This window comes from Arthrobacter monumenti, from assembly GCF_054511255.1.
In genome coordinates this window covers 139,103-155,197 of record NZ_JBTNCY010000008.1, presented here as the reverse complement: position 1 = coordinate 155,197, position 16,095 = coordinate 139,103, and the positions used below count along the sequence as shown (strand labels likewise).

At 63.7% G+C, this 16,095-nt stretch carries 15 protein-coding genes; 8 read left to right on the top strand and 7 right to left on the bottom strand.

Annotated elements, in window-relative coordinates:
* The 3 genes from ACX80B_RS13725 (at nucleotide 1) to ACX80B_RS13715 (ending at nucleotide 4,070) form a co-directional block, all read left to right on the top strand.
* A complete protein-coding gene (locus tag ACX80B_RS13725) occupies nucleotides 1-1,041 on the top strand; it encodes an agmatine deiminase family protein (protein ID WP_459297061.1) in 1,041 nt (346 codons plus the stop codon).
* Nucleotides 1,041-2,588 carry an APC family permease gene (locus ACX80B_RS13720; RefSeq protein ID WP_459297059.1) on the top strand — a complete coding sequence of 516 codons (1,548 nt, stop codon included), beginning with the start codon at nucleotides 1,041-1,043 and terminating at the stop codon, nucleotides 2,586-2,588. The genes ACX80B_RS13725 and ACX80B_RS13720 overlap by 1 nt, the downstream gene beginning before the upstream one ends.
* A gap of 120 nt (nucleotides 2,589-2,708) precedes the next feature.
* The gene (locus ACX80B_RS13715) at nucleotides 2,709-4,070 is read left to right on the top strand and encodes a flavin monoamine oxidase family protein (protein ID WP_459297057.1); all 1,362 of its coding nucleotides are present in this window, start codon (nucleotides 2,709-2,711) and stop codon (nucleotides 4,068-4,070) included.
* A 137-nt stretch (nucleotides 4,071-4,207) separates the two neighbouring features.
* Here the strand turns inward: ACX80B_RS13715 and ACX80B_RS13710 are convergent, their stop codons facing one another.
* Both ACX80B_RS13710 and ACX80B_RS13705 read right to left on the bottom strand, forming a co-directional pair.
* Nucleotides 4,208-4,954, bottom strand: a complete 747-nt coding sequence (locus ACX80B_RS13710; RefSeq protein ID WP_459297055.1) for a ThuA domain-containing protein — start codon at nucleotides 4,952-4,954, stop codon at nucleotides 4,208-4,210.
* 2 nt (nucleotides 4,955-4,956) lie between these two features.
* The gene (locus ACX80B_RS13705) at nucleotides 4,957-6,063 is read right to left on the bottom strand and encodes a Gfo/Idh/MocA family protein (protein WP_459297272.1); all 1,107 of its coding nucleotides are present in this window, start codon (nucleotides 6,061-6,063) and stop codon (nucleotides 4,957-4,959) included.
* Between the two features lie 173 nt (nucleotides 6,064-6,236).
* Here ACX80B_RS13705 and ACX80B_RS13700 point away from each other — a divergent pair, with 173 nt between their 5' ends.
* Nucleotides 6,237-7,355, top strand: coding sequence for a LacI family DNA-binding transcriptional regulator (locus ACX80B_RS13700; RefSeq protein WP_459297053.1), 1,119 nt, complete (start codon nucleotides 6,237-6,239; stop codon nucleotides 7,353-7,355).
* 186 nt (nucleotides 7,356-7,541) lie between these two features.
* Nucleotides 7,542-8,834 (top strand): ABC transporter substrate-binding protein, encoded by a 1,293-nt coding sequence (locus tag ACX80B_RS13695; RefSeq protein WP_459297051.1) that lies wholly within the window; start codon nucleotides 7,542-7,544, stop codon nucleotides 8,832-8,834.
* A 1-nt stretch (nucleotide 8,835) separates the two neighbouring features.
* Here the strand turns inward: ACX80B_RS13695 and ACX80B_RS13690 are convergent, their stop codons facing one another.
* Nucleotides 8,836-10,302 (bottom strand): S10 family peptidase, encoded by a 1,467-nt coding sequence (locus tag ACX80B_RS13690; RefSeq protein ID WP_459297049.1) that lies wholly within the window; start codon nucleotides 10,300-10,302, stop codon nucleotides 8,836-8,838.
* Between the two features lie 76 nt (nucleotides 10,303-10,378).
* Here ACX80B_RS13690 and ACX80B_RS13685 point away from each other — a divergent pair, with 76 nt between their 5' ends.
* Together ACX80B_RS13685 and ACX80B_RS13680 are read left to right on the top strand one after the other, a co-directional pair.
* Nucleotides 10,379-11,818, top strand: a complete 1,440-nt coding sequence (locus ACX80B_RS13685; protein ID WP_459297047.1) for an SDR family NAD(P)-dependent oxidoreductase — start codon at nucleotides 10,379-10,381, stop codon at nucleotides 11,816-11,818.
* 96 nt (nucleotides 11,819-11,914) lie between these two features.
* Nucleotides 11,915-12,583, top strand: coding sequence for a pyridoxine/pyridoxamine 5'-phosphate oxidase (locus ACX80B_RS13680; RefSeq protein WP_459297045.1), 669 nt, complete (start codon nucleotides 11,915-11,917; stop codon nucleotides 12,581-12,583).
* 49 nt (nucleotides 12,584-12,632) lie between these two features.
* On the opposite strand, the gene ACX80B_RS13675 is transcribed toward ACX80B_RS13680, so the two are convergent.
* Both ACX80B_RS13675 and ACX80B_RS13670 read right to left on the bottom strand, forming a co-directional pair.
* Complete coding sequence (locus ACX80B_RS13675) at nucleotides 12,633-12,983, bottom strand: type II toxin-antitoxin system PemK/MazF family toxin (protein WP_459297270.1); 351 nt, start codon at nucleotides 12,981-12,983, stop codon at nucleotides 12,633-12,635.
* Nucleotides 12,983-13,222 (bottom strand): hypothetical protein, encoded by a 240-nt coding sequence (locus ACX80B_RS13670; protein WP_459297044.1) that lies wholly within the window; start codon nucleotides 13,220-13,222, stop codon nucleotides 12,983-12,985. The genes ACX80B_RS13675 and ACX80B_RS13670 overlap by 1 nt, the downstream gene beginning before the upstream one ends.
* 84 nt (nucleotides 13,223-13,306) lie before the next feature.
* Here ACX80B_RS13670 and ACX80B_RS13665 point away from each other — a divergent pair, with 84 nt between their 5' ends.
* Nucleotides 13,307-13,543 (top strand): hypothetical protein, encoded by a 237-nt coding sequence (locus tag ACX80B_RS13665; RefSeq protein ID WP_459297043.1) that lies wholly within the window; start codon nucleotides 13,307-13,309, stop codon nucleotides 13,541-13,543.
* 96 nt (nucleotides 13,544-13,639) lie between these two features.
* Here the strand turns inward: ACX80B_RS13665 and ACX80B_RS13660 are convergent, their stop codons facing one another.
* Both ACX80B_RS13660 and ACX80B_RS13655 read right to left on the bottom strand, forming a co-directional pair.
* Nucleotides 13,640-14,080, bottom strand: coding sequence for a glutaredoxin family protein (locus ACX80B_RS13660; RefSeq protein WP_459297041.1), 441 nt, complete (start codon nucleotides 14,078-14,080; stop codon nucleotides 13,640-13,642).
* A gap of 9 nt (nucleotides 14,081-14,089) precedes the next feature.
* Nucleotides 14,090-16,078 carry an acyl-CoA dehydrogenase family protein gene (locus tag ACX80B_RS13655; protein WP_459297039.1) on the bottom strand — a complete coding sequence of 663 codons (1,989 nt, stop codon included), beginning with the start codon at nucleotides 16,076-16,078 and terminating at the stop codon, nucleotides 14,090-14,092.
* Nucleotides 16,079-16,095: the final 17 nt, after the last annotated feature.

Genomic DNA, 16,095 nt, shown 5'->3' with positions numbered 1-16,095 from the left:
ATGGACACGTTGAACAGCGGATGGAGGATGCCGTCGGAGCCGGCGCCGCAGGAGAAAATCTGGATGGCTTTCCCGCCCGGCGGCTATGCTTTGGGCGATACCCCGGAGGAGGCGCACGCCGCGCGCTCCACCTGGGCTGCCGTCGCAAATGCTGTGGCCGAATTCGAGCCGGTCACCGTCGTCGCCACCGAGGACGACGCCGGCATTGCCCGCAGCTACCTTAAGCCTGAGGTGGAGATCGAAACCGCGCCGCTCAACGATGCCTGGATGCGGGACATCGGACCTACCTTCGTGATGAACGACGACGGCGGGCTGGCGGCGGTCAACTGGGTCTTCAATGGCTGGGGCCGGCAGGACTGGGCCGAGTGGGACAAGGACGAGAAGATCGGCACGGCAGTTGCCAACTGGGCCGGCGTCGAACGGATCGATTCACCGCTCGTCAACGAAGGCGGCGGCATCCAGGTCGACGGCGAAGGCACCGTCCTGGTCACCGAGACCGTGCAGCTGGACCCGGACCGCAATCCCGGACTGACCAAGGCGGACGTCGAGGCCGAACTTGCCCGTACCATCGGCGCCACTCATGTGATTTGGTTGCCGCGGGGGCTGACCCGCGATGCGCAGAAGTATGGAACCCGCGGGCACGTGGACATCGTGGCAGCCATCCCGTCGCCGGGCGTGCTGCTCCTTCATGCACAGAACAACCCGGATCACCCCGACTACCAGGTCAGCCGCGACCTGAAGAGCTTCCTGGCCGGCACACACGACGCGGCCGGACGCAGCTGGAACATCATCGACGTTCCGGCCCCCGAAACCCTGACGGACGAGGAGGGGTATGTGGACTACAGCTACATCAACCACCTCGTCGTCAATGGTGGGGTGATCGCCTGCAGTTTTGATGACCCGAATGACGAGCAGGCCCGATCCATCCTCGCAGCCGCCTATCCCGGACGACGCGTGATCAGCGTAGACGCACGCGAACTTTTCGCCCGCGGCGGCGGCATCCATTGCATTACGCAACAACAACCCCGAAAGGCCCAATGATGAGCCAGACCACCCGTACGCCGGCCCCCGGCGGGAACAAGCCATCCGGCGGAATTACCGCCAAGGGGCTGCAGAAAGGGCAGCTGGGGCTGCTCGCCGTCGTCGTCATCGGTATCTCCACGATTGCCCCCGCCTACGTGCTGACCAGTTCCCTCGGTCCCACCGTTCAGGCCATCGGCGTCCATCTGCCCGCGATCTTCATTGTCGGCTTCATCCCGATGTTCCTGGTGGCGCTCGGCTACCGCGAACTCAACGCGGATTCGCCGGACAGCGGCACCACCTTCACCTGGGTGACCAAGGCCTTCGGCCCGTACATCGGCTGGATTGGCGGATGGGGGCTGCTCGCGGCGAACATAATAGTGCTCTCCAACCTGGCCGGCGTTGCGGTCGACTTCTTCTACCTGTTCCTGGCCCAGCTGACCTCGCAGGGCTGGATCGCCGACCTGGCCGGCAACATCTTCATCAACGTCGCCACCTGCCTGGCCTTTGTCGGGCTCGCGGTGCTGGTCTCCTGCCGCGGCATGCGCACCACCAAGACCGTGCAGTACATCCTGGTCGGTTTCCAGCTGGCTGTGCTGGCCTGGTTCGTGATCGGCGCATTCTCCGGAATCTCCCGTGGCATCACCGGATCCAACCTGGCCTTCAGCTGGGACTGGTTCAACCCGCTGCAGATTGAAAGCTTCTCCGCCTTCGCACTTGGCCTGTCGCTGTCCATCTTTGCCTTCTGGGGCTGGGACGTCTGCCTGACCGTCAGCGAGGAAACCACCAACGGCCGCCGCACCGCCGGCGCCGGAGCCACCTGGACCGCCGTCGTCATCCTGGGCATCTACCTGCTGGGCGCGATCGCCACCGTGATGTTCGCCGGAGTCGGCGATACCGGCCTCGGGCTGAACAACCCCGACAATGCGGGCAACGTCTTCACGGTCTTGGCGGCGCCGGTGATGGGTCCATTCGCGATCCTGTTGTCGCTGGCGGTGCTGTCCAGCTGCGCCTCGTCGCTGCAGACCACGATGGTCTCGCCGGCACGGAGCCTGCTCGCGATGGGCTACTACAAGGCACTGCCGGATAAGTTCGCCTCCGTCAGCGACCGCTTCCACTCGCCGGTTTACGCCACCATCGCCGCCGGTGCCATCTCGGCCGGTTTCTACGCCGTGATGCGCTTCCTCAGCGACAACGTCCTCAACGACACCATCATGGCGTTGGGTCTGATGATCTGCTTCTACTACGGCCTGACCGCCATCGCCTGCGTCTGGTACTTCCGCCAGACCCTGTTCACCAGCATGCGGAACTTCTTCTTCCGGTTGCTCTGCCCGCTGTTGGGCGGGATCGGCCTGCTGGTCGTGTTCCTGCAGACCGCCGTCGACAGCTGGGATCCGGCATTCGGCAGCGGCTCGGAAATCTTCGGCGTCGGGCTGGTCTTCATTATCGGCGTCGGGATCATTGCCCTCGGCATCGTAGTGATGCTCTTCATGCGCCGCAGCCGGCCGGAATTCTTCCAGGGCGAAACGCTGCAGAAAGACACCCCGGCCCTCGTGGTCCCCGAGTAACGCCGCCACGGTCAGGCGCCGGCCGCAGGCCATCTGCCGGCGTCGGGGCCACCCAGCTGCCGGCGTCGGGGCCGCAACAACTGAACAATGAATCAACCGCTACACCAAAAGGAACCCACCATGAGCACCATCGAGCGCGACGTCGTCATCATCGGCGCCGGAGCATCAGGTCTGACCGCCGCCCACGAACTCACCAAAGCGGGGCTCAGCGTCGCCGTGCTGGAGGCCCGCGACCGGGTCGGCGGACGGCTCTGGACCGAGAACATCGACGGCGCGATGCTCGAGTTGGGTGGCCAGTGGGTTTCGCCGGATCAGGATGCGCTGATCGGGATGCTCGCGGAACTGGGCCTGGAGACCTATTCCCGCTACCGCGAGGGCGACAGCATCTATGTCGACGAGGCCGGGGAGAAGACGCGTTTCACCGGCGACATTTTCCCCGTCGCGGCGGAATCGGCGGCCGTGATGGAGGAGCTGATCGGACGGCTCGACACGTTGACCGCGGAGGTCGGCGCCGAGGAGCCATGGAAGCACCCGCGCGCCGCCGAGCTTGACCGGATCTCCTTCAGCACCTGGCTGGAACAGCAGACGGACGACCAGATCGCGCGTGACAACATCGCCATGTTCATCGCCGACGCAATGCTTACCAAACCGGCGCATGCGTTCTCGCTGCTGCAGGCGGTGTTGATGGCGGCCAGCGCCGGCAGTTTCAGCAACCTGGTCGACGCCGACTTCATTCTGGACAAACGCGTCATCGGCGGTCTGCAGCAGGTTCCGCTGCGGCTGGCCGAACGGCTCGGCGATGACGTGTTGCTGGGCACCCCGGTGCGCAAGGTTCAATGGGACGACGACGGCGTCACAGCGGTGGCGGACGAGGTAACGGTGCGTGCCAAGTACTTGGTGATGGCCGTCCCGCCGAACCTGATCTCGCGGGTGGATTTCGAACCGCCGCTGCCCCGGCGGCAGCAGCAGATGCATCAGCACCTCTCGCTCGGGCTCGTCATCAAGGTGCACGCGGTCTATGCCACCCCGTTCTGGCGCGAGGACGGGCTTTCCGGAACATGTTTCAGTCCGTACCAGGTGGTGCACGAGGCGTACGACAACACCAACCACGGGGACACCCGCGGCACACTGGTCGGCTTCGTCTCGGATGAGACCGCCGACGGCGTCTTCGCCCTGTCGGCCGAGGAACGGAAACGGAAAATCCTTGCCTCGCTGGCCAGCTACTACGGCGATCAGGCGCTGACCCCTGAGGTCTACTACGAGAGCGACTGGGGCACCGAGGAATGGACCCGTGGAGCCTATGCGGCCAGCTTCGACCTCGGCGGACTGTCCCGTTACGGCGACAGCCTGCGCGACCCGGTCGGCCGGATCCACTTCTCCTGCAGTGACATCGCCGGAGCGGGATTCCAGCACGTCGACGGCGCCATCCGGATGGGCCACCGCACCGCCACCGCCATCACCGAACTCGAGAACCCGGCCTGAGGGAATCTTGGACCGGGACTCCCCGATGTGACATTTAGACCTGCGCGTCTGGGACGAAATGTCACAACGGGGAGCCAGCCCGGGCGTGTCTTCGATACGACCGAGAACGCGTCCCATTCCCGTGCGCGCCGACCGGGCTACTGCGCGAACCAATTCCGTTGCGGGTTCCGGACCGTCGGCGCGCTCCGGTGCAGCTCAGGTTTCGCCGCCCACCGGACGCCGTTGGCCAGGACGCGGCGGATCTCCGGCCGGTGGTACACCGGATACTCCTGGTCTCCCGGGCTGAAATAGAAGATCCGCCCTTTGCCGCGGTTGAACGTGACGCCGGAACGGAACACCTCCCCGCCCTCGAACGAACTGATGAAGATCAGGTCGTCCGGGGCGGGAATATCGAAGAACTCGCCATACATCTCGTGCTTGTCCAGCACAACCGGATGGTCAATCCCGTCGGCGATTGGATGTGTCGGGTTCACGTTCCAGACCATTTCCCGTTCGCCGTCATTGCGCCACAACAACGAACACGTGGTGCCCAGCAGCCGGGTGAAAATCTTCGAGAAATGCCCGGAATGCAGCACCAGCAGCCCCATGCCGCCCAGGACGTGGCGCTGCACGCGGTCAACCACGACGTCGTCGACCGCGTCATGGGCGATGTGCCCCCACCACAGCAGCACATCGGTGTCCGCCAGGACCTCTTCGCTCAGTCCGTGCTCCTGATCGGCCAGCACAGCGGTCCGGATTTCCGCTTCCGGATAGTGCTTGGCCAGTCCTGCCGCGATGGCGCCGTGGATGCCATCCGGGTAATGATCCGCGATCGAGGCAGGCTCCTGCCGCGCCTCGTGCACGCCCTCGTTCCAGACGGTGATCTTCAATGCCGGGTTGCTCATGGTTACAGCTGCACCTCTCTGTGTTCGGCCGCCGATTGGTAGCAGGCGTCGATGATCCGGGCCCGGCTCAGTGCGACCGACCCATCGTGCTGGCCCCAGACCGTTTCGCCACCGCGGACGGCAGCGATGAAATCCTCGACGACGGCGCGGTGCGCCCGGCCGGGTTTTGCGTCCGGTGTGTAGTCCGCGTTCTTGCCGTCCTTTTCGGTGTAGACCCGCAACTCGGCCACGGGCGCCAACGGTGCACCGGCGGCACGCAGGTCCGCCCCGCCGTCGGTGCCGAAGACTGAGAAGTCCATCAGGTCCGCTTCATCGCGATAGCTGGCCCAACCGGACTCGATGATCAGGGTGGCGCCACCTTCCAGGCGGATGAAAGCCGACGCGAAATCCTCCACCTCGTAGGCGAAATTGGTGCTCAATGCTGTTGCCCTGTCGTTGCCGCCCCGGCCGCGAGGTCCCAGCTCGGCGAAGGTGGCAGCAGAAACACTCAAAACCTTCGGTTCACCAAGCAGGTGCAGCGAGTAGTCCAACACGTGCACGCCTATATCGGCCAGCGGACCACCGCCGGACATTTCCTTATTCGTGAACCAGCTGCCGAGCTTGGGGATCCCGGAGCGGCGGACCCATGAAGCCTTGGCGTAGTACGGTCGACCGAGATCGCCGTCGTCGATAATTCCCTTGAGCACCTGGATATCACCACGACGGCGGTGGTTGAAGGCAACATCGAGGACGCGTCCGGCCCGCCGTGCGGCGTCGACCATTTCCTGGCCCTCGTTCCCGTCCCGGGCTATCGGCTTCTCGCTGAGCACGTGCAGGCCGCGGTCCAGGGCAGCGACGGCGATCGGCGCATGCAGGAAGGTGGGAACGGCGATGCTCACCGCGTCCAGACCCTCCAGATCCAGCAGCTCTTCCCAGGTCCCGAAGGCATGCGGTACTGCATACTCCCCGGCCAGCTGAGTCAAGAGGTCAGCTTCCATCCCAGCCAACGCAACGACGTCGACGCCGTCCAGTTCCCGATACGCGTCCAGATGCTGCTGGCCGGCCCAGCCGAGGCCGATGACTCCGACCCGAAGAGTGTCGCCAGAGTGAGCGTCACCATCCGGGTCGATGCCGCTGTCCCTGGGGATGGTGTCGTCATGTCCAGCTGTCCGTTCCAAATTCAGGTCCTCAGTCTCTGGCTCGCATGCTCCGTCGGATGCAAACGTTTGCATCATTTTGATCGTATCAGCCGGGCACATGGCATGCTGGAATCAAGCAAAATTTCAACCGGCGAGGACAACCCATGAGCGCGAGCATCCACGATGTTGCCCGGGTCAGCGGTGTGTCCACCGCGACCGTCTCCCGCGCACTCCGCGGTCTGCCTACCGTTTCGGAACCGACCAGGCAGAAGGTCCTCCGTGCCGCGGATTCACTGGGCTATGTCATCTCCTCCAACGCCTCCAGCCTGTCGACCGGCCGGACCAACGCCATCGGCGTCGTTGTGCCGGCCATCAATAAGTGGTTCTATTCGTCGGTGCTCGAAGGCGCGGACCAGATACTGCGCAACGCCGGCTATGACCTCATCGTCTACAACCTCGGGGGCTCGGAAGAGAACCGGCAGCGGGTCTTCAACCGGGCCATGCTCCGGGAGCGAATCGACGCCGTCCTGATCCTGTGCCGCGCGCTGCTCGAAGTTGAACAGGCCGTGATCGCGGACCTGCACTATCCCTCGGTTGTGGTGGGTGGAAGGTTCGACGGCGGCATCAGTGTCAGTATTGACGACGGCGACGCCTGCCGGAAAGCCATCGATTACCTTGCGGCGCTTGGCCACCGGCGGATCGGATACATCGGCGGACAGACTGACGACACGTCGTCGTTCTCCGTTTCGAGGGCACGCAACGAAGCCTTCGGGGCGGCGATGGCCGAAGCGGGGCTCGAGGTTGATCCAGCGCATGTGGCCTACTCGGAATTCACCATCGCCGGCGGCGCGCGGGCAACAGAACAAATATTGTCCGACGCCGGGACCGGAGCTGGGTCGGTAACCGGGACTGGGATTGGGATTGCGACTGCGGCCGGCGCGGGCACAGGGACTGGGGCGGGATCTGGCAGCGGCGCCGGGCGGCCAAGCGCGATTTTCGCCGCTTGCGACGAGATGGCTTTCGGCGCCATCAGCGCTGCCCGCCGCAACGGATTGCGGGTTCCCGAGGATCTCTCCATCGTGGGGATCGACAACCATGAGGCCGCGGAAGCGCTGGGCTTGACCACCGTAGCGCAGGATCCGATCGGTCAGGGAGCGGCCGCGGCGCGGATTCTCCTCGATGCCCTGCGCGGTTCTGAAGCGAAGCCGGGTTGGATTGTCACTCCCAGCGAGTTGGTGGTCCGGCGTTCGGCGGCGCCGCTGGCCACGACGACCGGCCGCTGACCACCCGGTGACCACCACCCGCCGCTGAGGGCCCGCCTTGCTCCTCGGCTGGTTCCACTTGGTCGCCGACCCGTCTCACATTCAAATGCAACCGTTTGCATCCCGCCTTGATCACTTGCTAGCGTGAACCGCGTCACAGAGCTGGGTGGGCATCACGTCTCCCGGTCGTCTCATCGAGGAGAAGCAATGTTGAACAACAAGAGATTTGCGCCCATCGCAGCCGTGGCCGTCCTGACGATGGCCTTGACCGGATGCGGAGGCTCCACAGGCGGTGATGGAGGAGGAGCCGGAAGCGAGGGTCCAGCCGCCGAGAATCTGGATGCACGCGGGCCGATCACCTACGTCCGCGGCAAGGACAACAGCGATGTCGTGCGCCCGTTGATCAAGAAATGGAACGAAGCACATCCGGATCAGAAGGTCACCTTCAAGGAACAGTCCGATACGGCCGACCAGCAGCACGATGACCTCGTTCAGAACCTTCAGGCCAAGAATCCGGATTACGACATCATGGAAGTCGATGTTGTGTGGACGGCGGAGTTCGCCGCAAAGGGCTGGTTGCAGCCGCTTGAGGGCGACATGGCCATTGAGACCGAAGACATGCTGGATGCGACTGTCGAAACCGGGATGTACAACGACGTCCTCTACACCGCACCCCAGCGCAGCGACGGCGGGCTGCTCTACTACCGCAAGGATCTGGTTCCCAAGGCGCCCGAGACCTGGGACGAGATGATGGGGATGTGCGACATCGCCGAGGAAAACGATATGGGCTGTTACGCAGGGCAATTCGCCCAGTACGAGGGGCTCACGGTCAATGTCGCCGAGGCCATCAACACCGCCGGCGGAACGATCATTAATGAGGAGGGCCAGCCGACGCTGGAGACGCCGGAAGCCAACGCGGGGCTGGGCAACCTGGTGGAGGGTTTCGAGAGTGGGAACATTCCAGAGCAGGCCATCACTTTCCAGGAGGAAGAGAGTCGACAGGCCTTCCAGAGCGGCAACCTGCTGTTCCTGCGCAACTGGCCGTATGTCTACAACCTGGCCAAGACCGAGGCATCGTCCAAGGTGCAGGACAAATTCGGCATCGCTCCGCTGCCCGGCAAGGATGGCCCCGGTGCTTCATCGCTGGGCGGACATAACCTCGGCATCAGCGTCTACTCGGACCACAAGGCGACCGCGCACGACTTCATGGAGTACATGATCAGTGCGGAATCCCAGACGTTCCGGGCAACGCAGGGGTCACAGGCGCCCACCCTTGCGGCTCTGTATGACGATCCCAAACTGATCAAGCAGCTTCCCTACCTTCCAGTGCTGAAGACCTCGATCGAGAATGCCGTGCCGCGTCCAGTGACGCCGTTCTACCCCGGCGTATCGAAGGCGATCCAGGAGAATTCCTACGCCGCACTCCAAGGGGAGAAATCGGTGGACCAGGCGCTTGCGGACATGCAGCAGGCGATTAAGTCGGCCGCCGCCGGCTCATAGTTCAAAGGGCGGTGACGAAGTCCTTCAGCGCTTCCAACTGGGCGAGCCGCGCTTCCGGTTTGAGATACATCATGTGCCCGGCCTCGTGGTAGTGGTGGCTGAACCGGTCGCGTGCCTGCTGGCTCAGGTTCATGTGGGCAAAGACGTATTCCGCCGCGAAATGCGGCGTGGCGCCGTCCTGGTAGCCGTAGTCCACGTGAACGCGCATGTTCGGGTTGTGCACCATCAGCCGCTCGAGGACATCCGATACGTCCACCGGCGCACCCTCGAACGTCTTGTAGCTCCACGGTTGGACCCTGGCGGTGAGAATTTCGTAGGGCAGGTCGTTTTCGTACCCGAGTTCCACCCGGACATAGTGGTTGATCGCCGCGGCGTAGGGACCGTTGATGGCGCGCAGGCTCGGATCGTCCATGTTTTTTGAATCCTGCTGCCTGGCCGGTTGGGCGGTGAACCGGCCATCGATCCGGCCGACCACCAGGTTGTCTTCACGCAGCAGTTCGGCCGCGAATTCGAAGTAATTCCAGCGCAGATCCGTCCGCCTGATGAACCCCTCATCCAAGGTGGTGATGGCGGCGAGCCGGCTGACGACGTCGTCGTACTCAGCTTCGGTGAGCCGGTTTCCCCGGGTGAGCGCGTAACCGAAGTCCTTGGCCGCAAACTCCTCCGCTTCCTGCACGACGTCGGTCAGCTCCCGTCCGGGATGCCGGCCGTGGTAGTGCGCAATCGCGGCGTAGGTGGGGATGTGCAGGGCGTAGGGCTGGTCGCTGCCGGCGAAGAACCGCAGCGTCGACATGTTCAGCACGGTGGAAATCAGGCCGAGACCGTTGACCGCCATACCGTAGGCGTCGTAGAGCCGGCCGGCGACGGCAACCGCGCGGAGGGTGCCATATGACTCGCCGGCGATGTACTTGGGGGAGAGCCAGCGGCCGTTGCGCGTGACCCAGAGCCGGATCACTTCGGCCACCAGGTCCCGGTCCTCGACAAAGGCGTGGAACTCGTCCGCTTCGCCGCCTTCAACGACGCGTGAGTAGCCGGTGTTCACCGGGTCGATCAGCACCAGGTCGCTGTGCTCAAGCAGGGTTTCAGGGCTGTCGACGATTCCGTAAGGGGGCGCGGTGAGATTGCCGACGTCGCCCGAATCCACTAGGCGGGGGCCGAGCAGGCCCATATGCAGCCAGACCGACGCCGATCCGGGACCGCCGTTGAAGGCGAAGGTCACCGGACGGCTGCCGGGTTCGGCATCGTCCTTCGTATAGGCGACGACGAAGATTTCCGCCTTGGGTTTGTGCCCTTCGGTCTTTCCGTCCTTGTTGACCGATTCCGCCCGCAGCACCAGTCTGCCCGTCGTCGTCGTGTATTCAAGACCGGATGGCCCGTGCTTGTGTTGGCGGATGACGAAGTCGTCGGAGACCTCAGGTGTTGCCTGCTCACCGCTTGTGCCGTCGTCGTTTTTTGTGTCCTCAGTCATAAACCGAGACTATCGTCCGGCTGTGACATTTCTATTTTTGCACCGGTCGTTGGCCGACAGACCGTAAAATGGATGGGTGAACCCTCCCGAGCTGAGCCACGACGAGATCCAGTCGTGCCTGAAAGTCCTCAACGCCATCCACGTCTACGACGAGGAGCACCCGGACTATGTGCGGGTGCGGCAGGCGACGGGCAAGATGTTCAAGGCGGTGAAGCGGTACCGGCGCAACGTCAAGCGGGACGCCGCCAATGAGGCCGACCGGGCCGTGATGGCGCTGACTGCGACTGCCGCTCCGGACCGCATTGACGACGAGACGCGCGGTAACAAGCTCGCGCCCTCGACGACGGGGCGCAGCGCGGGCACTTTGACCCGGTCGCGGCCCTGCTATATCTGCAAGCAGCACTACACGCAGGTGGATGCGTTTTACCACCAGCTCTGCCCGGCGTGCGCCGAATTCAGCCACGGCAAGCGGGATGCCAGAACAGACCTCACTGGCCGCCGCGCCCTGCTCACGGGAGGCCGCGCCAAGATTGGCATGTACATTGCGCTGCGGCTGTTGCGGGACGGCGCCCACACCACGATCACCACCCGCTTCCCCAAGGACGCCGCTCGGCGCTTCGCAGCTATGGAGGACAGCACCGACTGGCTGCACCGGCTGCGCATTGTGGGCATCGACCTGCGCGATCCGTCCCAGGTGATCTCGCTGACCGATTCATTGAACGAGGCCGGTCCACTGGACATTCTGATCAACAACGCCGCGCAGACGGTGCGGCGGTCCGGGAACGCCTATCAACCGCTGCTGGAGGCCGAACTGGAGCCGCTGCCTACCGATAGGCCTATGCCGGAGCTGCTCTCCTTCGGTCACACCCAGGACAAACACCCACTGGCTTTGGCCGCCCAAATGGCGGAGCACCCGAAAATGGCCGGCGATGAAGTAGCCGCGCTGGCCCTGTCCATGGGATCGACATCCCCGGAGCGTATCGCCGCTGGAAACGCCATCGACGCCGGTGGCTTGGCTCCGGACCTGCATACAGCCAACAGTTGGACTCAGGTAGTTGAAGAGGTGGACCCGCTGGAAATGCTGGAGGTGCAACTTGCCAATGTGACCGCGCCTTTTCTTCTGGTGTCCCGGCTCCGGCCCGCGATGCGCCGTTCGATGGCCCGCCGCAAGTACATCGTCAACGTCTCCGCCATGGAAGGTCAGTTCTCCCGCGCCTACAAGGGCCCGGGGCATCCACACACCAACATGGCCAAGGCGTCTCTGAACATGCTGACCAGGACCAGCGCGAAGGAAATGCTGGAAGCCGACGACATCCTGATGACGGCGGTTGACACCGGCTGGATTACCGACGAACGTCCGCACTACACCAAGGTCCGCCTGGCGGATGAGGGCTTTAAGGCTCCGCTGGACCTGGTCGACGGTGCTGCCCGGGTCTACGACCCCATCGTGATGGGCGAAGCAGGCGAGGATCAGCACGGCGTCTTCCTCAAGGACTACAAGCCCAGTCCCTGGTAGGTCGCGGACACAGCCGGGCGGGTCGCTCCAGCGCCCAACACTTCAACGCACGCGCTTATCATTCCGCCGCTATGCCACCGCCGCTAAGATGTGGCCATGGGAGAATCCGGCCGGCTGCGGCAACTGTTGCGCGACGTAGACGTCTTCCCGGAACAGATGCCGGAATTCGATCCGGAGCAAACTCCGGACGAACCTGTGGAGTTATTCCTGCAGTGGTTGGGCGCCGCCGTCGACGCCGGAGTTCTGGCTCCGCACGCGGTCAATGTAGCCACCATGGGGGCCGACGGTATGCCGGACGCGCGGATTGTGATCCTCAAAGATGTCAGTGACGGGTGCTGGTGCTTTGCCAGCAGCAGCACGAGTCCCAAGGGCCAGCAACTGCAGGGCAATCCGACGGCGGCGCTGACGTTCTTTTGGCCCGCGGTAGGGCGCCAGATCAGAATCAGGGGCCGCGTGCACGTGGGTTCGCCCGTGGAGAACGATCAGGACTTCAAGCGTCGTAATCCGGTCGCCAAAGCTTTGGTTCTCGCCGGTCGGCAGAGCGAGGTTTTGCAGAGTGGGGAGTTCCTCGACGCTGCGGCTGCCGGCGCCCGCGAACAATTCGATGTTGACCCGGAAACCGGTTCGCCGTCCTGGACTGTTTACAAGGTCACGGCGCAGACTGTGGAGTTCTGGCAGGCGGACCCTGACCGCCGCCATATTAGACTGCGTTACAGCCGCAACGATGGACACAGGACGTGGAGTAAAGACCTGCTCTGGCCGTAGTCAGATCACCTCGCCCGCCAAGCGTGACTTCCGTTGAACGCTTGGCGGTTTAACGGCCGGCCGCAGGGAAACCGAGGAAGTCGGCGAGGTACATGCGCACAGCCGCCATCGTTTCGGGCAGAACGTGTCCGGACGGCCTCACCAGCCGGCTCCTGGTGACGGTCATCAGTTGTTCCGTCATCGCCCAACTATCCGACTCCAGCCCGGTGGGACCCGCCAACTTAACGTGGTTCGGCCAGTTCCGTCTCACGGTAGTGACCGGTAGGACCATGGCCAAGGCAGTGACGGTTTCCAGATACTCCTCGGAGGCAACTATGAGCACCGGCCGCCGCCCCGACTGTTCGCGGCCTTGGACTGGGTCAAGGACGGCCCAGCAGACCTCGCCGCAATGAAGTTCCATTAATGTTTGGGCCAAGGGGCTTCGATGCGTGCCGCGTCGGAGGTTTCGTCCTGGCAGGAAGCCCAGTCGTCGTCGCTTGTCGCCGCAAAGGCTTTACGCATTTGCTCGAAACGCAGTCGCCGGGAATGTTCAGCCAGCAAGGTCTCCAGAACGCTGTTGACGGGTACGCCGCCGCGGCGGGCCTCCTCGTTGAGGCGGTCGCGAACGGTTGACGAAACCTTGATTGTGGTCATAGCCATAAAATCAGTATACCCAAAGTATACTGAGGGGCAGCCGGTTTCGTGGGGAATTTATGCGAGACCGAACTGCTCCGGGGATTATCAGTGAGCGGACGTTTTCCAGAAGGTGAAGTCGTCCTGGTTCAATGCGCGGCGGGTTCCATCCGCGGCTTGGCGGATCCAGACGGTGCCGAGGCCGGGCGCGGTATCTGCAACCTGGCCGCGGTAGTAAACGCGGGCGCCTCTTCGGACCTCGACTTCATCGCCCCGGTTGAGGGCGCCAAGACTGCGAATACGTTTGGGGAGGGAATTGATCGGTTCCTGACGGATATTTTCAGCTAATGAGATGGCTGACCCCTTTCGTTGATGGCTACAGTTATGTCAACCATCAACGACGCAATGTTATTCCCGTTTATGCATAATCCTGCATTTCCACCGCTACGGTTTCACCAGTTCCCGGCGGACGACCGTTGGCTCCGGATTGGTGTGAACAACGCCATCGAGGATCACAGTTGGCACGGTTTCGTTGCCATTGTTGTGCTCGCGGACGAACGCCGCGGCGTCGGCATCGCGCCAAATATTCACCCAATGCGCCTTCCTTCCGGTCGATCCGAGCAAGGTCTTCATCCGGATACAGAACACGCATCCGGGCCGCCAGAAAATCACTACGCCACGCGACGCCGCCGGCATGTCCCTCAGCTCCGCCCACGCTTCACCCTTGCGGCCAAAGAGCGGGCTCAGCAGCCAGGCGATAACCAGAAGTGCGACGGCGGCAATCACCGCTGAAGCCCAGTTGCCCTCCTGCCCATAGATAAAGACGACGATGACGGCCATGGCCGCGACGGCGATGGCGTTGGACCAGCGAACGAGTGAACTCATAGCTCCACGTTAACGGTATTTCCGGTGCAGGTTCTCCGTGTTTGATGGTCCGGAGACCGGCTCGGTGATCCAGGGACCGGTGCCTTCGGACGGGTCCAGGATGCCGCCTTCCAGCCAGTTGTAGTTGCCCTCCAGGATCCGGTTGGAGAGCTTCCGGTCCGGCCCATCGCTGTTCCGCCACAGGTCCGTGAACAACTGCCGGATGCGTTCCCGGGACTGCAGGCAAAAGGCGTCAGCCAGTTCGTAGGCGCTTTTGCCTTGGGCCGGGTCCTCTGACCTGAGCTGCTCCGCCCGGATGCACGCCGCCGACATGGCAAACAATTCCGCACCGATATCCACGATCCGCCCCAGGAACACCTGCTGGTGCTCGAGCTTTGCCTGCCAACGGCCCATCCCCATGAACGTATGGCGTGCGAGCTTTCGGGATGCGCGCTCAGCGAACCGCAAGTGGCGTGCGAGCTGGCCGAACTCGTTGTAGGAGGCCGGGTTCATGCCCTGCCCGGTCAGCAGGCGTGGCAGCCAGCGTGCATAGAACCCGCTGGCTCCGGCGGCCGCTTTGATCTTCGCGTTCAGATCCGCCTCGACCGAGGCAAGGTCACCGGCGGCGGCGAGGTGCGCGTCGACCGCCTCGCGGGCAATCAGCAGATGCATGATCTCGGTGGAGCCTTCGAAAATCCGGTTGATGCGCAGGTCCCGCAACTGCTGCTCGGCCGGAACAGCCCGCTCGCCCCGGGCTGACAGCGATGCCGCCGTTTCGTAGCCACGGCCGCCACGGATCTGGACCAGCTCGTCCGCAATCCGATAGGCCATTTCGCTGGACCAGAGCTTGGCCAGCGCGGCCTCGATCCGGACGTCTTTCATGCCGCTGTCGGCGAGCCCGGCGGAGAGTTCGAAGACTGCTTCCAGGGCAAACGCCGTCGCTCCGATGAACGCGATTTTCTTCCCGACCGCCTCATGTTTGCCCACCGGCCGGCCCCACTGCACCCTGGCGTTGGACCATTCGCGGGAGATCTTCAACGACCATTTTCCGGCGGACGCGCACATCGCTGGAATGGACAACCGGCCGGTGTTCAGCGTGGTCAGGGCGATCTTCAGGCCCTGCCCTTCCTTCCCAAGCCTGTTGGCGACGGGCACTCTAACGTCGTTGAACCGGGTGACACCGTTTTCGATCCCCCTCAACCCCATGAAGGAGTTCCGGTTCTCCACCGTCATCCCGGGTGCGTCCGCCTCGACGACGAACGCGGAGATGCCGCCCTTGTCGCCGTCGTGCGGGGGAACTTTGGCCATTACGACTACGAGCTCCGCGATCACGCCGTTGGTGGTCCAGAGTTTGCTGCCGTTAATAAGGTATGAAGAGCCCTCCTCGCTGAGGGTCGCGGTGGCGTTCATCCGCGCAGGGTCGGAACCGACGTCGGGCTCGGTGAGCAGGAAGGCGGTGATCGCACCGGCGGCGCAGCGTGGCAGGTATTCCTGTTTCTGCTCCGTTGTGCCGAAGACTTTCACCGGTTCGGGAACGCCGAGGGACTGGTGCGCCGAGACGAGGGCGCCGATGCTCGGATGAATGGAGCTGAGCAGCATGAGTGCGCGGCCGTAGTAGGTCAGCGACAGGCCGAGCCCGCCGTACTCCTTCGGGATTTTCATGCCGAAGACGCCGAGGTCCGCAAAACCGCGGAGATACTCGTCCGGGATCTTTGCATCGCGCTCAATCCGGCCGCCCTCGAGGGACCGCGCATAGGCTTCCAGATCAGCGAGGAACGCTTCGCCCTCGGACTTTTCGCTGGGCGTGGGGGAGGGGTGCGGATGGATCAAGCCGAGATTGAAATCGCCCAAATAGAGGCCTTTGGCGAAGCTTGGCCGCGTCCATTCAGTCTCGCGTGCGGCCTCGGCGGTTTCCCTGGCGGTGCGCTCGCTGACGTGGGTGGAACTGCCGTTGCCGGCAGGCGCAGCGGCATTGTCGCTGACGGATTCAGAAGGCTGCTGCTCGGTTCCGGTGCTCATGGCGTCCCCCTCGACAC